We start from the raw sequence: 18,835 nt of genomic DNA on the forward strand, positions 1-18,835 counted from the left end.
CTTGACGCCGTCCCCGCGCCATGGTGTGTATCCGCTCATGAGCACCGCCGTCCGCCCATCCCGTCTTTGGTGGCGCACCTCCTAAGAGGTGGCCGGTGCGATTTATTCTCCCAAAATCGTCTGAGGTCGCCCACGCAGTGCGGCGGCCTGATCGTTTGTCCTGTGTGGCGTTCCCTCGACAAGTTTCGTAAGAGGACCCCATGAACAGGACCGTCTTTGCCCTTCCGGCTCGAAGCGACTATGTGACCCGCGCGGGGCTTGCGATCACGCGCGTGGCGGAACAGTTTTCCGGCGGCGCCAACCGGCTCGACGACCTCGTCAACCTGCTCGACCGTCGCCGCGGCGTGGTGCTGTCGTCGGGTACGACCGTGCCCGGGCGCTACGAGAGTTTTGACCTCGGCTTCTCCGATCCGCCGCTCAAGCTCGAGACCACTGGCGTCAATTTCAAGCTGGAAGCGCTGAACGCGCGCGGGGAGGTACTGATCGCCTTCCTTGCGGACGTCTTGCGCGAGCCCTGCGTCGTGATCTCCGAGAAGACGCCCACGCGCCTGGCCGGTCATATCATCCGCGGCGAGGCCCCGATCGACGAAGACCAGCGCACGCGGCGCGCCAGCGTGATGTCTCTGGTGCGCGATCTCGTCACCGCTTTCTCCGCTAATGACGACGGGGTGCTCGGCCTGTTCGGCGCCTTCGCCTACGACCTCGTGTTCCAGATCGAGGACCTCGTGCAGAAGCGCGCGCGAGAGAGCGACCAGCGCGACATCGTGCTCTACGTCCCCGATCGCCTGCTCGCCTATGACCGCGCCACCGGCCGCGGCGTTGTGCTCACCTACGATTTCGCGTGGAAGGGCAAGTCCACCGCGGGCTTGCCGCACGAGACTGCCGAGAGCCCGTACCTCAAGACACCGCGCCAGGGTTTTGCCGATCACGCGCCCGGCGAATATCAGGCCACGGTCGAGACCGCGCGCGCGGCCTTTGCGCGTGGCGATCTGTTCGAGGCGGTGCCGGGGCAGCTCTTCGCCGAGCCCTGCGACCGCTCGCCGGCCGAAGTCTTCCAGCGGCTCTGCGTCATCAACCCGTCGCCCTACGGCGCGCTGATGAATCTCGGTGAGGGCGAGTTTCTCGTCTCGGCCTCGCCGGAAATGTTCGTGCGCTCGGACGGACGCCGGGTCGAGACCTGCCCGATCTCGGGTACGATCGCACGCGGCACCGATGCGATCGGCGATGCCGAGCAGATCCGCCAGCTCCTGAACTCCGAGAAGGACGAGTTCGAGCTCAACATGTGCACTGACGTCGACCGCAACGACAAGGCGCGCGTCTGCGTTCCCGGCACGATCAAGGTGCTGGCGCGCCGCCAGATCGAGACCTATTCAAAACTCTTCCACACCGTCGACCATGTCGAGGGCATGCTGCGTCCGGGCTTCGACGCGCTCGATGCGTTCCTCACCCATGCCTGGGCCGTCACCGTCACCGGCGCGCCAAAGCTCTGGGCGATGCAGTTCGTCGAGGATCACGAGCGCTCGCCGCGCCGCTGGTATGCCGGCGCGATTGGGGCGGTGAATTTCGACGGCAGCATCAACACCGGCCTCACCATCCGCACCATCCGGATGAAGGAAGGCCTCGCGGAAGTGCGTGTCGGCGCCACTTGTTTGTTCGACTCCGATCCCGCCGCCGAGGACCGCGAGTGCCAGGTCAAGGCCGCGGCCCTGTTCCAGGCGCTGCGCGGTGATCCGCCGAAGCCGCTGTCGGCCTTCGCGCCCGATGCGACCGGAAGCGGCAAGCGGGTGCTGCTGATCGACCATGACGACAGCTTTGTGCACATGCTGGCAGACTATTTCCGCCAGGTCGGCGCCGACGTCACCGTGGTTCGCCATGTGCATGCGCTCGACATGCTGAAGCAGAAGCGTTGGGATTTGCTCGTGCTGTCGCCTGGCCCCGGCAGGCCTGAGGATTTCGGCATCAAGAAGACGATCGACGCGGCGCTGGAGAACAAGCTGCCGGTGTTCGGCGTCTGCCTCGGCGTCCAGGCGATCGGCGAATATTTCGGCGGCGAGCTCGGGCAGCTCACCCATCCCGCCCACGGCCGGCCCTCGCGGGTGCAGGTCCGCGGCGGGCGCCTGATGCGCAATCTGCCGAACGAGATCGTGATCGGTCGCTATCACTCGCTCTATGTCGAGCGCGACAGCATGCCGGAGGTGCTATCCGTCACCGCCAGCACCGAGGACGGCGTCGCCATGGCGCTGGAGCACAAGAGCCTGCCTGTCGCCGGCGTGCAATTCCATCCGGAATCGCTGATGTCGCTGAGCGGCGAGGTGGGCTTACGAATTGTCGAGAACGCGTTCCGCCTGGATGCGCGCGCTGATTGAGAGGCACAATGACTTTTGACCACGATCTGAAAGCGAGCGTCCGCACCATCCCGGACTACCCGAAACCCGGGATCTTGTTCCGCGACATCACCACGCTGCTCGCAGATGCGCGTGCGTTCCGCCGCGCGGTCGACGAACTCGTCAATCCCTGGGCCGGCAACAAGATCGACAAGGTCGCCGGCATGGAAGCGCGCGGCTTCATCATCGGCGGCGCGGTGGCGCACCAGGTTTCGGCCGGCTTCGTGCCGATCCGGAAAAAAGGCAAGCTGCCGCACACCACGGTGCGCATCGCTTACTCTCTCGAATACGGCATCGACGAGATGGAGATGCATGTCGACGCCATCCAGCCCGGCGAGCGCGTGATCCTGGTCGACGACCTCATCGCCACCGGCGGCACCGCGGAAGGCGCGGTGAAATTGCTGCGCCAGATCGGCGCCAATGTGGTCGCCGCCTGCTTCATCATCGACCTGCCGGATCTCGGCGGCGCCGCCAAGCTGCGCGCGATGGACGTGCCGGTGCGCACGCTGATGACGTTCGAGGGACACTGAGCGGCAACGGCGCCGCTGGCGACGTTCAGATCGGCTCGGCCCTCAGCTCCGACAGCCAATGCAGCATGCGCTCTTTGAGCAGCGCATTCCTAACATAGTCGCTCGCCTCGTCTGCCAGCCGCTCGCATTCGCCGAGTGTCAGGCCTGCCTCGCCATGCGTGTTCCACGCAGCCTGGAGGCTACGGCAGGTGTGGCTACCCTGGCGCAGCGAGAACCAGATGCGGTTCTGGATTGTCTCGAGGTTCGGGGCTTGGCCGACCCAGGCCTCGCCCGACGCCGGGCAGCGGACGACGTAGATGCCCGCAATGGTCTTCCGCTCCTTGTAGGCGGCGATCGCTGCTTTCCGGTCGATGGTCACGGTGAAGGGCCTTGCTGAGGAACGCTGGTGCGTAAACTCAGTAACCGCAGGACCGCTCGGCGTCAATATTATCCGGGTAAAATATTCAGGACCGTTGCAGGATCAGGCTGAGTTCGAGCTCGCGGAAGGCGAGGTAATTGCGCCGGGTCCACTGGTGCAGCTCGGTCGAGGCGTCCCTCTCCTGGCGCAGATAGCCGGTGAAGGAGAAGTTCAGCCGGTCGATATAGGTCTTCAGGAAGCCGGGCAGCGCCGGCAGGCGCAACAGCCGGCCGCCGGCCATTGCGGCCGGCAGCTCGCCGCGCACGATGTGCTCGTTGTCCACCGTGATCAGGTTGATCCGCGGGATCTGTTCGCGCAGCATCTCGTGGGCGCGGGCCGAGACGCGATCGGTGTCGGCGACGAACAGGATCATCGGCGCGACGTGGCGGCGCGCAGCCTCTTTCAACAGGCCGATCTCGTCGGCCATCTTGAAGAACTCGTCAAAGGCGTGGAAGCCGAGGTCGATCACCTTGGCAAGCCCGTCATCGACGATGACGCGATCCATCAGCTGCATCTTGCCATAGGTGTCGATCACGTCGGCGGTCTCCGTGATCTTTGGCAGATAGTCGAGCAGCGACGGCTCCTTCAGGTTGACGTCGAAGGCCGCGACGTTGCCGTTCTTGAGCAGCAAAAATTCGCTCAAAAGCCGCGCCAGCAGGGTCTTGCCGACCTGCGGGCGGGGCGAGCAAATGATGTAGAGGGGCGTCGCGGGCATCGATAGCTATATCAGTCGAACTTGGCGACCAATCCAGCCGTATCCGCCCGGCTTGCGCAACTATTTTTCGCTGTTGCGGGTGACGGGCTTGGAGCCGACAATGTCGGTCAGCCGGATCCGGTCGAATTCGCTCCAGACGTTCGCCAGCCAATGCCGGACATAGCCGCGCAGCACGAACGAATAGTTCGCGGCTTCGTCGTGGATGCCCTTGTTGGCGACGAATTTCAGGAACGGGACGGAGGACACCTCGACCTGCTCATAGGCCATTTCGTTGAGCTTGGGGATGGTCAGCTCGGTCGCGTCCTTGATGCGGTTGAAATACGATTGGTAAGTCGCCTGGTCCCACTGGAAGAACTGGGTGTCGTTGATGAAGTTCTTCACCAGGAAATATTTTGCCCCGCCCATGAAGCCCGCGGTCTCGGCGATCTCGTCCAGCGAGGCGATCGAGGGCCCGAGAATATGGAACACGGCGAAGGTGATCTGGCCCGCCTTGGCGGCGTCGAGGAAGCCGATGTCGCGCAAGGAGGCGAGTGCCGGCGAGAGCAGGCCGGCGCGGACGTCGATCACGGTGACCGATGGGCTCGACGCGTTGAGGGTATCGAAGATCTTCATCTGATCCGACGTCGTCGTCATGTCGACGATCTCGGTGATGTCAGGGTGGAAGCGCTTCAGGGTTCCGCGCGGCGATTCGGTGTCGAAGGCGCGCGTCGGCACGTTGTTGGCGGAAAAATAATCGAGCAAGGTGCGCGACACGGTGGTCTTGCCGACCCCGCCCTTGTCTGCGCCCACCACAACCACTGCCGGCTTTGCCATTGCTGTCCCCTAACGCGCGGCCCCGATCGCGAGATCGCAATCGGCCGGGCCCCAAATCGATGTCCCAAAGATGTCCCAAGTCTGCTGTTGGGCGCGAACATGGCAGAAACAAGGGAGAATTCAATTCCTCGGCATGCAGTTACGGCAATTCCCGAGGTTTTTCCCAATCGCGACGAAACCTGCCGCGCGGGCGTCAAATCATTCGCTCAATGGCGGCCCCAAGGACCCATAGGATTGCCTATGGGATTACCCACGGGATTGCCTATCGGGTTATTGCTTGCGGTTCCGGCGGGGCTGGGTGCGGGCACGGGCGGCGGACTGGCCGCGCCGCCTGCATCGTTCCAAGGACCTTGCCAAGGACCTTGCCAAGGACCCTGGCGCAGCGGCGGTGGAGTGTCCTGCTGGTCGGCTTGCGTGTCTGGCTCCTCGGCCTCGTCGGCGGGAGGCGGCAGCAGGCCAGGATCATGGCCGCCGGCGAACTTGACCAGCGCGTCGACCCGGGACTGCACCGAGGGGTGGGTCGCGAACAAATCGGCGAAGCCCTCGCGCGGATTGTCGACACAGAGCTCCATCACCGCCGAGGTTGCGCCCGGCAGCTCGCCGCGGTTCTCGATCTTGCGCAGCGCCGAGATCATGGCGTCCGGGTTTTTCGTCAGCTCGACGGAGCCCGCGTCCGCGAGATATTCGCGCGAGCGCGACAGCGCGAGCTTCACCACCTGCGACAACAGCCAGGCCACCACGATCAGCACGACCGCGATGATGATGACGATCACCGCGCCGCCGCCCGAACTCTTGCTGTCGCTCGACGACGAGGACGATCGTGACGACGAGGAGGAGCCCGACGACCACGAGCCGCCGGAGCCGGAGCTCCAGCTGAAATTCGTGAACAGGCGGAAGAACAGTTCGCCGAAGAACCCGACCACACCGGCGATGATGACGGCGACCACCATGAGCTGCACGTCGCCGTTCTTGATATGGGTCAGCTCGTGGCCCAGCACCGCCTCGATTTCCTTGTCGTTCAGCGCGTCGAGGAGGCCGGTGGTGATGGTGATCGAATATTGCCGCGGGTTGAGGCCGGTCGCGAACGCGTTCAGCGCCGGGCTCTCCATGATCTTCAGCTTCGGCATCGTGATGCCGCGCGAGATGCAGAGATTTTCCAGCAGATTATAGAGCCGCGGCTCTTCCTGCCGGGTAACGTCGTGGCCGCCGGTCACCGCATCGATCATAGACTGGTGGAAGAAATAGGCGATCACGATCCAGGCTGCTGCCACGACGGTCGCAACCGGAGCGGCGACTTTCAGATCATAGAAGGCGCGTCTCAGATAGTGGACGACGGTCTCGTCGCCATTGATGACGACTTCAGCGATCAGCGCGCCGGCATAGACCAGCACATAGACCAGCGCGAACAGGCCGGCGAGCAGCAGCATCGAACGAAACTTGTTCGAGGCGATGTGCGTGTAGAGACCATACGCGGCCATGACGCGATGCCCTGCCGGCCTATCGGCTCAACTCAGAACTTCACCTGCGGCGTGGCCTCGACCTCGGTGCGGCTGGCGCCGAGATCGAAGAAGTCCTTCCTGGTGAAGCCGAACATGCCGGCGAACAAGGCGGCCGGCATCTGCTGGATGCCGGTGTTGTATTCCTGGACCGCGCTGTTGAAGAAGCGGCGGCTGGCCGCGATCTTGTTCTCGAGGTCGGACAGCTCGCTGGCGAGCTGCTGGAAATTGGCGTTGGCCTTGAGGTCGGGATAGGCCTCCGACAATGCGATCAGCCGGCCGAGCGCGCCGGAGAGCTGGTTCTCGGCCGCGGACACCTGCGCCGGTCCCTGCGCCGACATCGCCGAATTGCGCGCCTTGATGACGTCGTCGAGCGTGCCGCGCTCATGCGATGCATAGCCCTTCACCGTCTCGACCAGGTTCGGGATCAGATCGTGGCGCTGCTTGAGCTGCACGTCGATGTCGGCAAAGGCCTGGCCGACGCGCTGGCCCAGCGCCACCAGCCGGTTGTAGGCGGCGAAGGCAAAGAACACGAGGACGACGATAACGCCGAGAACGATCCAGCCGGTCGACATGGAGAACTCCTGAAGGGGGAAGAAGGCGGGCGCAGCCTAGACCAAATTGGCGCCCGGCGAGAGCCCGGCGCGGAGGGAAGGTAAGACTTGGTCGGATCGGGAACCATCCGAGTTCAAGGCAAAAGCGCCGGAGGAGGTTAACTTTCGGACATGACGGCATCGCCCCAGCGCCAGCGGCGGGCGCTTGCATAGGCGGCCTTGTCGCGGCGCGGGATCCTGGCGAGTTCGACGCTTTGCTCGGTGCAGAGTTTTGCCGTGATCTCGGCCTTGCCGAGATCGGGCGGCGCCAGCACGCGCGCGGCGCGGGCTGCGGGCGGCGTACGGGTCAGCGCCACGTAGATGAATCGCTCGTCCTCGAACGGCACCTCGGCGCCCTTGATTTGGCGGTGAGCCTGAGAGCGCGGCAAGCGCTGGGAGAAATGGCACCAGTCGGGCGCCGTCAGCGGACACGGCTTTTCGTGCGGGCAGGGCGCGGCGACATAGGCGCCCGCCGCGATCAGCTGCTGGCGCAAAGCGAGGATGCGCGCGTAGCCGGCGGGCGTGCCGGGCTCGATCACGACCAGCGCGTGGCGCGCTTTCGCCCACATCGTTTCCGCGAGCTTGCGTTGATCGCCCTCGCTGAGCTCGCCGATGACATAACTCGCAACGACGAGATCGGCTTGCGAGACCTCGGCGAGGTTCGCGCCGGCATCGCCCGGCAGATAGCGGCAATCCGCCAGACGCGTGCTGTCGCGCGCCAGTTCGAGCGCGAGGCGGCTGAGCGTGCCGTTGGCGTCGAGCAGGATGAAATCCTGCAGCGAGGAGAACGCCTCCGCGGCGGCCCAGCTCGCAGTGCCCGGACCTGCGCCGACGTCGAGCAGCGTTTCCGGAGCGAGGTCCGGTGCGATCTCGGTCAGCGCATTCAGACTTGCCGCCACCGCCGCGTAGGTCGCCGGCATGCGTGCGAGCGCATAGGCGAGCGCATCGGCCTCTGACTTGATCGTGCCGGAGCCGCCGCCTGCGCGATAGGTGGTCGAGATTTTCTGCGATCGCTGCGCAGCGTCGGTGCGCGAGAACCCCTGGAGCTTGCCGTCGAGGGCCGCTTTCAGTTCAGGCGGGAGTGTGGGCGAGATCATCTTAATTCGCCGTCATTCCGGGGCGCGCGCAGCGCGAACCCGGAATCTCGAAATGGTGGCGCGAGATTCCGGGTTCGATGCTGCGCATCGCCCCGGAATGACGGCCAAAAAATCACGCCACGTTCTGGTCGAGAATGTCCACCGCCTCTGACAGGCTCACCGACACCAGCTGCGAGACGCCGCGCTCGGCCATGGTGACGCCGAACAGGCGGTTCATCCGCGCCATCGTGATCGGGTTGTGGGTGATGATGATGAAGCGGGTGTCGGTCGAGGCGGTCATCTCGTGCAACAGGTTGCAATAGCGCTCGACGTTGTGGTCGTCGAGCGGCGCGTCGACTTCGTCCAGCACGCAGATCGGCGAGGGGTTGGTGAGGAACACCGCGAAGATCAGCGCCATCGCGGTCAGCGCCTGCTCACCGCCAGAGAGCAGCGACAGAGTCTGCGGCTTCTTGCCCGGCGGCTTGGCGATGATTTCAAGGCCGGCTTCCAGCGGGTCGTCGCTCTCGATCAAATGCAGCGCGGCTTCGCCGCCACCGAACAGCTCGACGAACAGGCGCTTGAAGTGGTTGTTGACGACCTCGAACGAGGTCAGGAGCCGCTCGCGTGCCTCCTTGTTGAGGCTCTGGATGCCCTGGCGCAGCCGCTTGATGGCCTCGACGAGGTCGTCGCGCTCGGTGACCAGACCGTTGTGCTGGGTCTCGACCTCGCGCAGCTCTTCCTCGGCGCGCAGGTTGACGGCACCCAGGCGCTCGCGGTCGCGGCGCATTTTTTCGAGGTCTTCCTCGATGTCGTGCAGCGGCGGCAGCTCCGCGCCGGGTTCGATCTCGGCAAGGCCGGCAACGGCCTGCGGTTCGACTTCCAGCATGTCGCGGATCTCGCGCTCGATGTCCTCGAGCCGGCGCCGCGCGCCTTCCATGCGCTCCTCGGCGCGGGCGGTGGCCTCGCGGGAGCTGGAGAGCGCCTCGAGCGTCAGTTTCGCGACGCGATCGGTTTCGGCCATCGCGGTTTCCGCGCTGGCGAGCGCATCGGCGGCCATGCGCCGGTCGTTTTCGGCGTATTCGATCTCGGTGATCAGCGCGCTGCGCTTCTCCGCAAACACGGCCGGCGCGTTCTCGAGATCGCTGCGCTCGATCGTGAGTTCGGCAATACGAGCCTGGATGGTGTCGATATGGGAGGCCGCGCTCTCCTTGCGGTTCGCCCACTCGGTGCGCTCGGCGAGGATCGCCTGCACGCGGCGATCGGCAAGCTCGGCTTCGCGCGCCAGCGCCTGTGCCTCGGCGCGGACCTGGGCCGCCATGCGGCGATGGCCTTCGATGTCGCTGCGGACGGCGGCGAGACGGGTTTCGGTATCCTCGCTCGACGGCAGCTCGGAGATGCCGGCTTCGGCGTATTCGTAGGCGGCTTCCGCCTCGGCACGGTCGGCGGCCAGACGGCTGTGCGCTTCCGACAGCGTCGCCTTGCGCGCGGCGTGGCGGCTGATCTCGCGCTCGACCGTGGCATGACGCTCGCGCGCGACGTTGAGCTCGCGCTGCGCGGCGCGCCAGGCTTCGCGGCTTGCACCTTCGGTGCTGGCGGCCATCTGCAGCTCGGCCTCGGCGTTCTCCAGCGCCTGACGCTTGATCTGCGCGTCGATGCGGGCCTGCTCCAGCTCGTTCTCGATGTCGACGAGGCGGGCGCGCTCGGCAAGCCGCCGTGCGGCGCCGGTCGGCGCGTGGGCGGCTGCGACAAAGCCGTCCCAGCGCCAGACGTCGCCTTCGGGCGAGACCAGCCGCTGGCCGGTCTTGAGCTGCGAGACCAGCTCGGCGCCGCGCTCCCGCGGCACCACGCCGATCTGCGCCAGGCGGCGGGCCAGCTCGGCCGGCGCCTGCACATGGCTGGCGAGCGGCACGACGCCCTCGGGCAGCTCCGGATCGCCCTCGGTGACGCCGGCATTGGTCCAGCGCATCGGCGCGGACGGATCGACCGGGGCGTCGAGATCGTCGCCGAGAGCTGCGCCGATCGCCTTTTCAAAACCCTTGTCGACGGTGATGCCGTCGATGATCGGCGGCCACAGATTCTTGGTCTCGCCGTTGACGATCTTGGAGATCGTGCGCGCCTCGGTATCGAGCCGCTGCACGCGCTTGTCGGCTTCGACGAGCGGCGAGCGCGAGGATTCCAGCGTCTGCCGCGCGGCGACGTGCGCGGCTTCGCTGGCCTGAGCGGCGGCTTCCGAGGCCGCCAGCGTCTGCTCGGCGTTCTCGACCGTCGCGGTCAGCTCGTCGAGATCGCCGAAGCCGCCGGTCTCCTGAGTGAGCTTCTGCTCTTCCGCCGCGACGTTCGAAATCTCCTGATCGAGCCGGGCGAGCTTGTCGCGGTGGGTTCGAACGTTGGCTTCGAGTTGATGGCGCTTGGCGGTGAGGTCGGCGAGCGCGGTGGTGAGCTCGGCGAACTGCTGCTCGGTTTCGGTCAGCACCGCCTCGGCCTCGCCGACACGCTCATCGACGCCGGAGCGCTTCTCGACGCGCGACTTGATCTCTTCCTTCAGCTCGGAATCTTCGGCGTCGAGGCGCTGCAGCGCGACATCGGCGTCCATGGTCTGCTGCTGGGCACGGGAGATGTCGCCTTCGAACTGCGCGAGGCGCCGCTCGAGCTCTGCGACGCGCTCCTTGGCGCGCTCTTCCTCGCGATCGAGCAGCTCGCGGGCGTTGGTCAGGCGCTGGAGCCCCGCCGCGGCGCGCGCTTCGGCATCGCGCAGCGCCGGCATTTCGGTGGCGCGGATCGCCTGGATGCGGGCGGCCTCGGCCTGGTGCTGGGTCCGCTCGGCCATCTCGCGGACCGCGAGATCGTGGGTCTGGCCGGACTCGTTGACGTCGGCATGGGCGCCGATCCAGCGCAGATGGAACAGGGTTGCTTCGGCCTTGCGGACCTTGGCTGCAACTTCGCGATAGCGCACGGCCTGGCGGGCCTGCTTCTTCAGGCCCTCCATTTGCCCTGCGAGCTGGCCGATCACGTCCTCGACGCGGGTGAGGTTGGTTTCGGCCGCCTTGAGCCGCAGCTCGGCTTCGTGGCGGCGGGCGTGCAGGCCGGCGACGCCGGCGGCGTCTTCCAGCACGCGGCGGCGCTGCTCGGGCTTGGCCTGAATGATCTCGCCGATTTTGCCCTGGTGGACGAGGGCCGGCGAGCGCGCGCCGGTGGCAGCGTCGGCGAACAGAATCTGCACGTCGCGGGCGCGCACGTCGCGGCCGTTGATGCGGTAGACCGAACCGGCCTCGCGCTCGATGCGGCGGGAAATTTCCAGAAGCTGGCTGTCGTTCATCGCCGCAGGCGCGGTGCGATCGGCATTGTCGATCGTCATCGTGACTTCGGCGTGGTTGCGTGCCGGACGGTTGCCGGAGCCGGCGAAGATCACCGCGTCCATGTCGGCGGCGCGCAGCGACTTGTAGGAGGTCTCGCCCATCGCCCAGCGCAGCGCCTCGACGAGATTCGACTTGCCGCAGCCGTTGGGGCCGACCACGCCGGTCAGGCCGGGCTCGATGACGAAGTCGGTGGCCTCAACGAAGGACTTGAAGCCGTGAAGGCGCAGGCGGGTGATTTTCATAAGCACGCATCTCTGTTGGCAGGCGCGAATCCCCCTGCCGGGACAATACCATGGAAGGCAATGTCGCTATCCGGGCGAGTCGCGCGAGGCGCCTCATGCGGCTGGACAATGGCCGCGGTGCGTCGCGAGGGCAACCGGCGAAAGCCGCTTTTCCCAAGGGATTTATGCCGGGAAAGATACGGCCATCGAGATGCGAATCAGGCTTTGAACGGGAAAATCAGCTCTTCAGCAGCGGATTGATCTTCTTGGCGAATTCCTCGAACGAGGTCTCGCCCTTGATCTTCTCGCCGTTGACGAAGAACGTCGGCGTCGAATCGACCTTCAGAACGTCGCTGGCATATTTCTGGTCGGCCGCGATCTTGTCGAGCAGCGCCTGGTCCTTCAGGCAGGCCTCGACCTGCTGCTGGGTGAGGCCAGCCTGCTTGCCGATCCGCGTCAGGGTCTCCGTGGTGTTCTTCACCACCCAGTCGTTCTGCTGGCGGAACAGCATGTCGGTGACGGCAAAGTATTTCGGCGCGTCGCCATTGGCGATGCAGCGCGACAGCATCGAGCCGGCGGCGGCTTTGATGTCGAGCGGGAACTCGCGGAAGATGTAACGCACCTTGCCGGTGTCGATGTATTCCGACTTGATCTTTGGAAACACCTGCTCGTTGAAGGCCGCGCAATGCGGGCAGGTCATCGAGGCGTATTCGGTGATGGTAACGGCGGCGTCCTTCGGGCCCAGCGCCATGTCGGGCAGCGACACCGGCTTGGCCACGTCGCCAGCCGCCGCCTGCGCCATTGCTTCAGGGATCATGGCTTCGCTGATGAACCGCAGCGGCGAGAGCCCGGCGAGCGCGGCAAGCCCGGTCAGCGACAGCATCGAGGTGAAGGCGCGGCGGGTGATGATCAAGGTCGGCTCCCGGATTGGCGTGGTCTCGCCCGAAATTCCCATTCAGGCGGCCTGTCGCTAGCTTGAAACGTCGTTTGAGGCAATGGCGAGCGGCAAGGACAGGTCCAGTTTGGCCGCAGAATAAGGCTCAATTTCGCTTGATGGCGGCCCCGAGGCGCGCCAGCGCCGTCTTCAATTGTTCATCTTCGATGTCGCCCAGGCTCTCAGCCACCTCGGCCACCGATTTGGCGTCCGGCGGGCTGGGCCGGGTTGGCCGCCGGGCGCGCGACAGCGGAGCCTGGCGGAAGGCCAATTTGCCGACCGCGCTCCAGCCGAAGAAGCGGTTGACCCGCTGCAGTATCACGTCGGCGGAGTGCTGGATCTCCAGCGCCATCGGCCCCTCGACCCGCAGCACCAGCGTCGCCGGCTCCTGCGGCTGGCCCTCGACCGGCCGCGGCCATTGCATCTTGAGCGGCTCGGCATGGGCCGCGATCTCCGGCCCGGCAATCTGCGCCCACCGCGTCACCAGTTCGCGCGCGGCAAAACCCTGCTTGGCATAGGCCTCGGCAAAGACGTCGTTGAGCAGGAGCGACAGCGGTTTGGCGCTGATGGGACCGGGTTTGACGGGGCGAAGCTTGGACATGGGACCTTATAGCACTCCGGGGCGTCGGCTACAGGCTCTTCGCCCGGAAGAAAGACGTGGATGCCCGCGACCAGCGCGGGCAAGACGTGGAGAGGTCGGTGCATTGCCGCTACAGTGCGAACATGAGCCCCAAATCCGCCCTCAAGGCGAAATCGGAACCAGTTCAGCCGGAGACCTCGTCGCGCCCGCTCGCGCTGCTCGATTGGTATGATCGCCATCGCCGCCGATTACCTTGGCGCGCTGCGCGCGGCGAGGCATCCGACCCTTACCGCGTCTGGCTGTCCGAGATCATGCTCCAGCAGACCACGGTGAAGGCGGTCGGGCCCTATTTCGAAAAATTCGTCGCGCGCTGGCCTGATGTCACGGCGCTGGGGCGGGCCTCGCAGGACGACGTGCTGCGGATGTGGGCCGGGCTCGGCTATTATTCTCGCGCGCGAAACCTCTATGCCTGCGCGGTCGCGGTGACGCGCGAGCATGGCGGCACCTTTCCCGACACCGAAGAGGGCCTGCGCGCGCTGCCGGGCATCGGGCCCTATACGGCGGCAGCGATCGCGGCGATCGCGTTCGACCGCCGCACCATGCCGGTCGACGGCAATATCGAGCGCGTGGTCTCGCGCCTGTTCGCGGTCGAGCAGGAGCTGCCGCAGGCGAAGCCGCTGATTCAGGAGTTGGCTGCGACGCTGCTCGCCGACTTGCGCGCCGGCGACAGCGCGCAGGCGCTGATGGATCTGGGCGCCTCGATCTGCACGCCGAAAAAGCCGGCCTGCTCGCTATGCCCCTTGAACGAGGACTGCACGGCGCGCGCGCTGGGAACGCAGGAAACGTTTCCGCGCAAGGCGCCGAAGAAGAGCGGCACGCTACGGCGCGGCGCCGCCTTCGTTGTCACGCGCGGCGACGGGCTTCTCGTCCGCAGCCGTCCCGAAAAGGGTCTGCTCGGCGGCATGACCGAGGTGCCGGGCTCGGACTGGCTGGCCGGACAGGACGATGCCAAGGCAAGGCAGCAGGCGCCCGAGCTGAAGGGGCTGTCGCGCTGGCAGCGCAAGGCGGGTGTGGTCACCCACGTCTTCACGCATTTTCCGCTGGAACTGGTGGTCTACACGGCGAGGGTGGGTGCGCGCACGCGGGCACCCGCGGGCATGCGCTGGGTGCCGATCGCCACTCTCGCCGACGAAGCATTGCCCAATGTCATGCGTAAGGTGATTGCGCATGGATTGGACCCCTAGCAGCCCATCCTGCTGACAACATGCTGGCAGCAGGCCTGCGTTAGCTGTGGCTGGCAACGGAGGTCGCATGATCAAGACAGCGCTCGACAACTTTCCAAGGCCACCCTGTGCCGAGCTGCTCGGATGGCGCCTGCTCGATGCCCGTCCCGGGGAAGGCTGGATCAAGCTCGCCTTCGACGGCAAGCAAGAGTTCTGCAATCCGGCTGGATTCATCCAGGGCGGCATGCTTTCGGCCATGCTCGACGACACGATGGGCCCCGCCGTGCTGGTGATGAGCGAGGGCCGGCTCTACACCACCACCATCAGCATGACCGTGAATTTCCTGGCGCCCGCAAAGCCGGGACCAATCATCGGCGAGGCCAAGGTGACGCAGCTCGGCAAGACGATTGCATTCGTCGAGGCCAGGCTGACGGCGGAAGACGGCACGCTGCTGGCGACGGCAAGCGCGAGCGAGCGTTTGCTCGAAGCGGCGAGGGTGGTGCGGTGAGGTGGGTGCATCTCTCTCGCTCCCTCGCCCCGTTCTTACGGGGAGAGAGTGGGCGGGGTGAAGAGGAGCACGCGGCTCGATGAGTGGCTAACTCACGCCTCCACGCGCTTCGCACCCGCGCTCACGATCGGCGGCTTCGCATTCAGCGCTTCCACCTGGAAGCCGGCGACGCGCTTGTAGTTGGCGGCAACATCCTCCAGCTCCTGTTGCGACAGCACGTCAGTGACGACGTTGTAGCCGTCGGGTGCGCGCTCCTCGACGAGCTGCATCACCTGCTCGGGGCCGTTCTTGCGGTTGAGCAGGACGAGACTCGTGGTTGCAGGCCGCCGCTCGGCCTCATAGGCGAGCAGGGCCGCTTGCGTCGGGCCGTGCGCCAGGATCTCGCGCGTGATGGTGCGGGCATCGAGGATCGCCTGCGAGGCGCCGTTGGAGCCAATCGGGTACATCGGATGTGCGGCATCGCCCATCAGCGTGACGCGGCCAAAGGTCCATTGCGACACCGGATCGCGGTCGACCAACGGATATTCATAGGCGTGCGGGCAGTTCTTGATCAGGCCGGGCACGTCGAGCCAGTCGAACTGCCAGCTCTCGAACCAGGGCAAAAACTCCTCCAGCCGCGCGGTGCGGTTATAGTCCTCGCGCCGCCATTGATAGGTCGGCGGCATGTGGCGCTCGGCGACCCAGTTGATCAAATGGTTGCCCGCGGCGTCCGGAGCCTTCGAGATCGGATAGCAGACGAATTTCAGGATCTCGTGGCCGGCCATGATCATGGTGCGGCCGCTGAGGAAGGCTTTTGCGGGCGTGACGCCGCGCCAGAGGATGCGGCCGTTCCAGATCGGTGGGCCCTCGTCGGGATAAAGTTTTTCTCGCGCGGCGGAATGGATGCCGTCGGCGGCGATCAGGATCGTGCCGTCGTAAGTCCCCGCGGCCTTGCCGGTGGCCTTGTCGATGAAGTCGGCGCGCACGCCGTCGGCGGTTTCGCTCCAGCCGGTCAGGTGATGGCTGGTCAGGATGTTGTCGCGGCCGAGACGCTCGATCGCGGTGTCGAGCAGCAGTTGCTGGAGCGTGCCGCGATGGATCGAAAATTGCGGCCATTTATAACCGGCCTCCAGCCCGCGCGGCTCGCTCCAGATCGGCTTGCCGTGCTTGGAGAAATAGGCAAGCTCGCGGGTGCGCACGCCGCTGGCATCGAGCTTGTCCATCAGGCCGATTTCGATCAGCTCGCGCACCGCGTGCGGCAGCACATTGATGCCGACACCGAGCGGCCGCAGTTCGGCGACGCTCTCGAACACTTTCGTGGGAATGCCGATTCCGTGCAGGCTGAGTGCAAGCGTCAACCCGCCGATGCCGCCACCGGCGATGAGTACGGTCATGGGAAAGCCCCTCCAACTAGGGGCGTCTTGGCACAGCCGGGCGCCGGTGGGCAACTGCGAAGAGCAAGAGCACTGAGAACGCCGTGCTATGGACCTCGGGGCCCGCAGCCGTTACCTTCCGGCTTTCCCATGAGGTCCGACATGCTCAAGCTCTACTACGCGACCGGCACCTGTGCGCTCGCCACCTACATCACCCTGGAAGAAGCCGGCGCCGACTATGCGGCCGAGCGGCTGAGCTTCAAGACCAACCAGCAGAACAGCGACGAGTACCTCGCGATCAACCCGAAGGGCCGCGTGCCGGCCCTGGTGACCGATCGTGGCGTCCTCACCGAGACGCCGGCGATGCTGGCCTATCTCGCGCAGACCTTCCCCAAGGCGAAACTCGCGCCGCTCGACGATCCCTTCGACTTCGCCCAGGTACAGTCGTTCAACTCCTATCTCTGCTCGACCGTGCACATCAACCATGCCCACAAGGTGCGCGGTGCGCGCTGGGCGAGCCAAGAGAGCTCGTTCGCCGACATGAAGCAGATGATCCCGAAGACCATGGGCGCCTGCTTCTCCCTGATCGAGCAGAAGATGTACAAGGGGCCCTGGGTGATGGGCGAGCAGTACACGATCTGCGATCCCTATCTTTACACCCTGTCGACTTGGCTCGAAGGCGACAGCGTCGACATCAACGCGACGCCGAAGATCTCCGATCATTTCAAGCGCATGTCCGATCGCCCTGCCGTGCGCAAGGTGATGGACGCGCAGAAGGCGTGAGGTTCTTGTAGGGTGGGCAAAGGCGCGTAGTGCCGTGCCCACCATCGTTCCAAGCCATGAAAGAAGTGGTGGGCACGCTTCGCTTTGCCCATACTACGAAGTCTTCCGCTTCTCCAATTCCCGTCCCGTCTCCAGCATCAGCCGCCGCAACCAGATCGAGCCGGGATCCATCTGTGCGCGGGTTGGATAGAACATGAACTGCTCGTCGATGCCGGGGTCGAGCGGCGGCGTCACCGTGACGAGACCGAACTGCTTCGACAGCGCCGCGATCAGCCGGCGCGGCACGAAGGCGACGAGGTCGGTGCGGGCGGCGACGTGCAGCGCTTCGAGATAACCGGGGACGACCAGTGAAATGTGCCGGTCGATGCCCTTGCTGCGCAGCCAGGTGTCGATCAAATCCTCGGCCTGGCCGCGGATGATCACGCCGACATGGCGTGCGGCCAGGAACGTCTCGCGCCGTTTCAGCTTCGCAGCCATCGGATGGCCGCGCCGCACCGCCAGCGCGTCGCTGTCGGTGTAGAGCAGCTGGCGGTGAAATCCCTTGAAAGCGTTGCCGATCGAGATCACGAGATCGATGGTGCGGGCGAACTCGGCGTGGAAGATCGCCGGTCCCCGCCACGGCACCACGTCGATGCGGACGTTGGGGGCGGCCTGCGTCACCTTTTCCATCAAGGGCGGCATCAACAGCTCGACCGCGAGATCCGGCATCATCAGGCGGAATTGCCGCTCGCTGCGCGCCGCATCGAATTCATCCGATACGAACAGCCCGCGCACCTGGTCGAGCGCCTGCGCCAGCGGCGCGCGCAAGGCTTGCGCCCGCGGCGTCAGCTCCATCCGCCCACCTGTGCGTACCAGGAGCGGATCGCCAAAGATGTCGCGCAGACGCTGGAGCGCATGACTCGTTGCCGGCTGCGACAGCCCGATCCGCAAGGCGGCGCGGCTGACGCTGGCCTCGCGCAGGAGCGCATCGAGCGCGGTCAGGAGATTGAGGTCGAGCGAATTCAAATTCATAGGGCGAATAGATATCATATACACTATCGATTTGAAGAATTTAGAGCCGGCGGCGATGATCTCAGTGTTCTCACCCAGGGAGATGCCGCCATGAACGCGAGCGCCAATAAGAAGCTGATGCAGGATATCTTTACCGCCGCCGCCAGTCCCGATCCGGCTGCGCGCGACCGCGCCCTGTTCACCGAAAGTCTTGCCGACGACGCCAAATGGATCGTGACCGGCCAGTATTCCTGGTCGCGCACCTTTTCGGGCAAACAGGCGATCCTCAACGATTTGCACGCCTATGTGCGGACCCGTCTTGTCGACCGGACACGGACGGTTGCCCACCGCTTCATCGCCGACGGCGATCTCGTCGTCGTCGAAGCGAAGGGCGACAACGTCACGCCCGAGGGGCTGCGCTACGACAACGACTATTGTCTCGTGTTTCGTCTCGAGGAGGGCAAGATCAAGGAGATCCGGGAATATTGCGACTCGGTGCTGACCGAGAAGGCACTCGGCCCGTTTCCGCAGACGGACGTGAGGGCCGCGAGCTGAGCGGATTGAGCGGCGTCGGGTCCGCCGACCGATGCGGTCCGCCGCGGTCGACGATGGTCGCGTCGGTCTGGCGCAGGCTGGCGGAGATCGTCCGCATCAGGCGAGAGCGGTCGCGGCAGCGCTGCCAGCTCGCTGCCATGACCGAGCGGGAGCTTCAGGACTGCGGGCTGACACGGTCGGAGATCGCCTACGAGCTGCATAAGCCCCACCAGCGAAAATAGAGAACGGAGGGGGCGGGGCAACGTTGCCTCGCCTCCGCTGGAAGTGGTCGAGAACGCGCTCGGCAAATTAACGCAGGAGAGCGCGACAAGCGTCCATCGGGACGTCCA

At 65.5% G+C, this 18,835-nt stretch carries 18 protein-coding genes; 7 read left to right on the forward strand and 11 right to left on the reverse strand.

Features of this window, described 5'->3' with window-relative positions; all coding sequences use genetic code 11:
• The first annotated feature begins 200 nt into the window (after positions 1–200).
• Positions 201–2,366, forward strand: coding sequence for an anthranilate synthase component I (locus JQ591_RS25960; RefSeq protein WP_211398849.1), 2,166 nt, complete (start codon positions 201–203; stop codon positions 2,364–2,366).
• 8 nt (positions 2,367–2,374) lie between these two features.
• A complete protein-coding gene (locus tag JQ591_RS25965) occupies positions 2,375–2,914 on the forward strand; it encodes an adenine phosphoribosyltransferase (RefSeq protein WP_007595035.1) in 540 nt (179 codons plus the stop codon).
• Between the two features lie 25 nt (positions 2,915–2,939).
• Here JQ591_RS25965 and JQ591_RS25970 read toward each other — a convergent pair whose 3' ends face one another.
• The 9 genes from JQ591_RS25970 to JQ591_RS26010 all read right to left on the reverse strand — a co-directional run bounded on the left by JQ591_RS25970 (position 2,940) and on the right by JQ591_RS26010 (position 13,116).
• Positions 2,940–3,272, reverse strand: coding sequence for a GIY-YIG nuclease family protein (locus JQ591_RS25970; protein ID WP_211398850.1), 333 nt, complete (start codon positions 3,270–3,272; stop codon positions 2,940–2,942).
• Between the two features lie 85 nt (positions 3,273–3,357).
• A complete protein-coding gene (locus tag JQ591_RS25975; protein WP_211398851.1) occupies positions 3,358–4,026 on the reverse strand; it encodes a hypothetical protein in 669 nt (222 codons plus the stop codon).
• A gap of 60 nt (positions 4,027–4,086) precedes the next feature.
• Positions 4,087–4,839 carry a hypothetical protein gene (locus JQ591_RS25980; protein ID WP_211398852.1) on the reverse strand — a complete coding sequence of 251 codons (753 nt, stop codon included), beginning with the start codon at positions 4,837–4,839 and terminating at the stop codon, positions 4,087–4,089.
• Between the two features lie 206 nt (positions 4,840–5,045).
• Positions 5,046–6,317: a M48 family metallopeptidase gene (locus tag JQ591_RS25985; RefSeq protein ID WP_211398853.1), complete on the reverse strand. Its 1,272-nt coding sequence runs from the start codon at positions 6,315–6,317 to the stop codon at positions 5,046–5,048.
• 32 nt (positions 6,318–6,349) lie between these two features.
• Positions 6,350–6,910, reverse strand: a complete 561-nt coding sequence (locus JQ591_RS25990; protein WP_007607086.1) for a LemA family protein — start codon at positions 6,908–6,910, stop codon at positions 6,350–6,352.
• A gap of 137 nt (positions 6,911–7,047) precedes the next feature.
• Positions 7,048–8,025, reverse strand: a complete 978-nt coding sequence (locus JQ591_RS25995) for a small ribosomal subunit Rsm22 family protein (RefSeq protein WP_211398854.1) — start codon at positions 8,023–8,025, stop codon at positions 7,048–7,050.
• Positions 8,026–8,137: 112 nt separating this feature from the next.
• The gene (smc, locus tag JQ591_RS26000) at positions 8,138–11,602 is read right to left on the reverse strand and encodes a chromosome segregation protein SMC (protein WP_211398855.1); all 3,465 of its coding nucleotides are present in this window, start codon (positions 11,600–11,602) and stop codon (positions 8,138–8,140) included.
• A 217-nt stretch (positions 11,603–11,819) separates the two neighbouring features.
• Positions 11,820–12,494, reverse strand: a complete 675-nt coding sequence (locus JQ591_RS26005) for a DsbA family protein (protein ID WP_211398856.1) — start codon at positions 12,492–12,494, stop codon at positions 11,820–11,822.
• Between the two features lie 127 nt (positions 12,495–12,621).
• Complete coding sequence (locus JQ591_RS26010) at positions 12,622–13,116, reverse strand: DUF721 domain-containing protein (RefSeq protein WP_211398857.1); 495 nt, start codon at positions 13,114–13,116, stop codon at positions 12,622–12,624.
• A gap of 122 nt (positions 13,117–13,238) precedes the next feature.
• Between JQ591_RS26010 and mutY the strand changes: the two genes are divergently transcribed.
• Complete coding sequence (gene mutY / locus JQ591_RS26015) at positions 13,239–14,339, forward strand: A/G-specific adenine glycosylase (protein WP_211398858.1); 1,101 nt, start codon at positions 13,239–13,241, stop codon at positions 14,337–14,339.
• Positions 14,340–14,406: 67 nt separating this feature from the next.
• Positions 14,407–14,826, forward strand: coding sequence for a PaaI family thioesterase (locus JQ591_RS26020; protein ID WP_211398859.1), 420 nt, complete (start codon positions 14,407–14,409; stop codon positions 14,824–14,826).
• 92 nt (positions 14,827–14,918) lie between these two features.
• Here JQ591_RS26020 and JQ591_RS26025 read toward each other — a convergent pair whose 3' ends face one another.
• Complete coding sequence (locus JQ591_RS26025) at positions 14,919–16,199, reverse strand: flavin-dependent oxidoreductase (protein ID WP_211398860.1); 1,281 nt, start codon at positions 16,197–16,199, stop codon at positions 14,919–14,921.
• 141 nt (positions 16,200–16,340) lie between these two features.
• On the opposite strand from JQ591_RS26025, the gene JQ591_RS26030 reads away from it, so the two are divergent.
• The gene (locus tag JQ591_RS26030; protein WP_211398861.1) at positions 16,341–16,961 is read left to right on the forward strand and encodes a glutathione S-transferase family protein; all 621 of its coding nucleotides are present in this window, start codon (positions 16,341–16,343) and stop codon (positions 16,959–16,961) included.
• Positions 16,962–17,054: 93 nt separating this feature from the next.
• On the opposite strand, the gene JQ591_RS26035 is transcribed toward JQ591_RS26030, so the two are convergent.
• On the reverse strand, positions 17,055–17,972 hold the full coding sequence (locus tag JQ591_RS26035) for a LysR family transcriptional regulator (protein ID WP_211398862.1): 918 nt from the start codon (positions 17,970–17,972) through the stop codon (positions 17,055–17,057).
• A 90-nt stretch (positions 17,973–18,062) separates the two neighbouring features.
• On the opposite strand from JQ591_RS26035, the gene JQ591_RS26040 reads away from it, so the two are divergent.
• Together JQ591_RS26040 and JQ591_RS26045 are read left to right on the forward strand one after the other, a co-directional pair.
• Entirely contained in the window at positions 18,063–18,506 is a 444-nt protein-coding gene (locus JQ591_RS26040) for a nuclear transport factor 2 family protein (RefSeq protein ID WP_211398863.1), read from the forward strand.
• A gap of 53 nt (positions 18,507–18,559) precedes the next feature.
• A complete protein-coding gene (locus JQ591_RS26045; protein ID WP_211398864.1) occupies positions 18,560–18,727 on the forward strand; it encodes a DUF1127 domain-containing protein in 168 nt (55 codons plus the stop codon).
• Positions 18,728–18,835 lie beyond the last annotated feature (108 nt).

The sequence above is a fragment of the Bradyrhizobium canariense genome (genome assembly GCF_018130465.1).
Classification (GTDB): Bacteria; Pseudomonadota; Alphaproteobacteria; order Rhizobiales; family Xanthobacteraceae; genus Bradyrhizobium; species Bradyrhizobium canariense_C.

Coding starts and splice junctions, on each gene's coding strand:
- JQ591_RS25960 (WP_211398849.1), top strand. CDS start 201: ATGAACAGGACCGTCTTTGCCCTTCCGGCTCGAAGCGACTATGTGACC.
- JQ591_RS25965 (WP_007595035.1), top strand. CDS start 2,375: ATGACTTTTGACCACGATCTGAAAGCGAGCGTCCGCACCATCCCGGAC.
- JQ591_RS25975 (WP_211398851.1), bottom strand. CDS start 4,026: ATGCCCGCGACGCCCCTCTACATCATTTGCTCGCCCCGCCCGCAGGTC.
- JQ591_RS25980 (WP_211398852.1), bottom strand. CDS start 4,839: ATGGCAAAGCCGGCAGTGGTTGTGGTGGGCGCAGACAAGGGCGGGGTC.
- JQ591_RS25985 (WP_211398853.1), bottom strand. CDS start 6,317: ATGGCCGCGTATGGTCTCTACACGCACATCGCCTCGAACAAGTTTCGT.
- JQ591_RS25990 (WP_007607086.1), bottom strand. CDS start 6,910: ATGTCGACCGGCTGGATCGTTCTCGGCGTTATCGTCGTCCTCGTGTTC.
- JQ591_RS25995 (WP_211398854.1), bottom strand. CDS start 8,025: ATGATCTCGCCCACACTCCCGCCTGAACTGAAAGCGGCCCTCGACGGC.
- smc (WP_211398855.1), bottom strand. CDS start 11,602: ATGAAAATCACCCGCCTGCGCCTTCACGGCTTCAAGTCCTTCGTTGAG.
- JQ591_RS26010 (WP_211398857.1), bottom strand. CDS start 13,116: ATGTCCAAGCTTCGCCCCGTCAAACCCGGTCCCATCAGCGCCAAACCG.
- mutY (WP_211398858.1), top strand. CDS start 13,239: ATGAGCCCCAAATCCGCCCTCAAGGCGAAATCGGAACCAGTTCAGCCG.
- JQ591_RS26020 (WP_211398859.1), top strand. CDS start 14,407: ATGATCAAGACAGCGCTCGACAACTTTCCAAGGCCACCCTGTGCCGAG.
- JQ591_RS26025 (WP_211398860.1), bottom strand. CDS start 16,199: ATGACCGTACTCATCGCCGGTGGCGGCATCGGCGGGTTGACGCTTGCA.
- JQ591_RS26030 (WP_211398861.1), top strand. CDS start 16,341: ATGCTCAAGCTCTACTACGCGACCGGCACCTGTGCGCTCGCCACCTAC.
- JQ591_RS26035 (WP_211398862.1), bottom strand. CDS start 17,972: ATGAATTTGAATTCGCTCGACCTCAATCTCCTGACCGCGCTCGATGCG.
- JQ591_RS26040 (WP_211398863.1), top strand. CDS start 18,063: ATGAACGCGAGCGCCAATAAGAAGCTGATGCAGGATATCTTTACCGCC.
- JQ591_RS26045 (WP_211398864.1), top strand. CDS start 18,560: ATGGTCGCGTCGGTCTGGCGCAGGCTGGCGGAGATCGTCCGCATCAGG.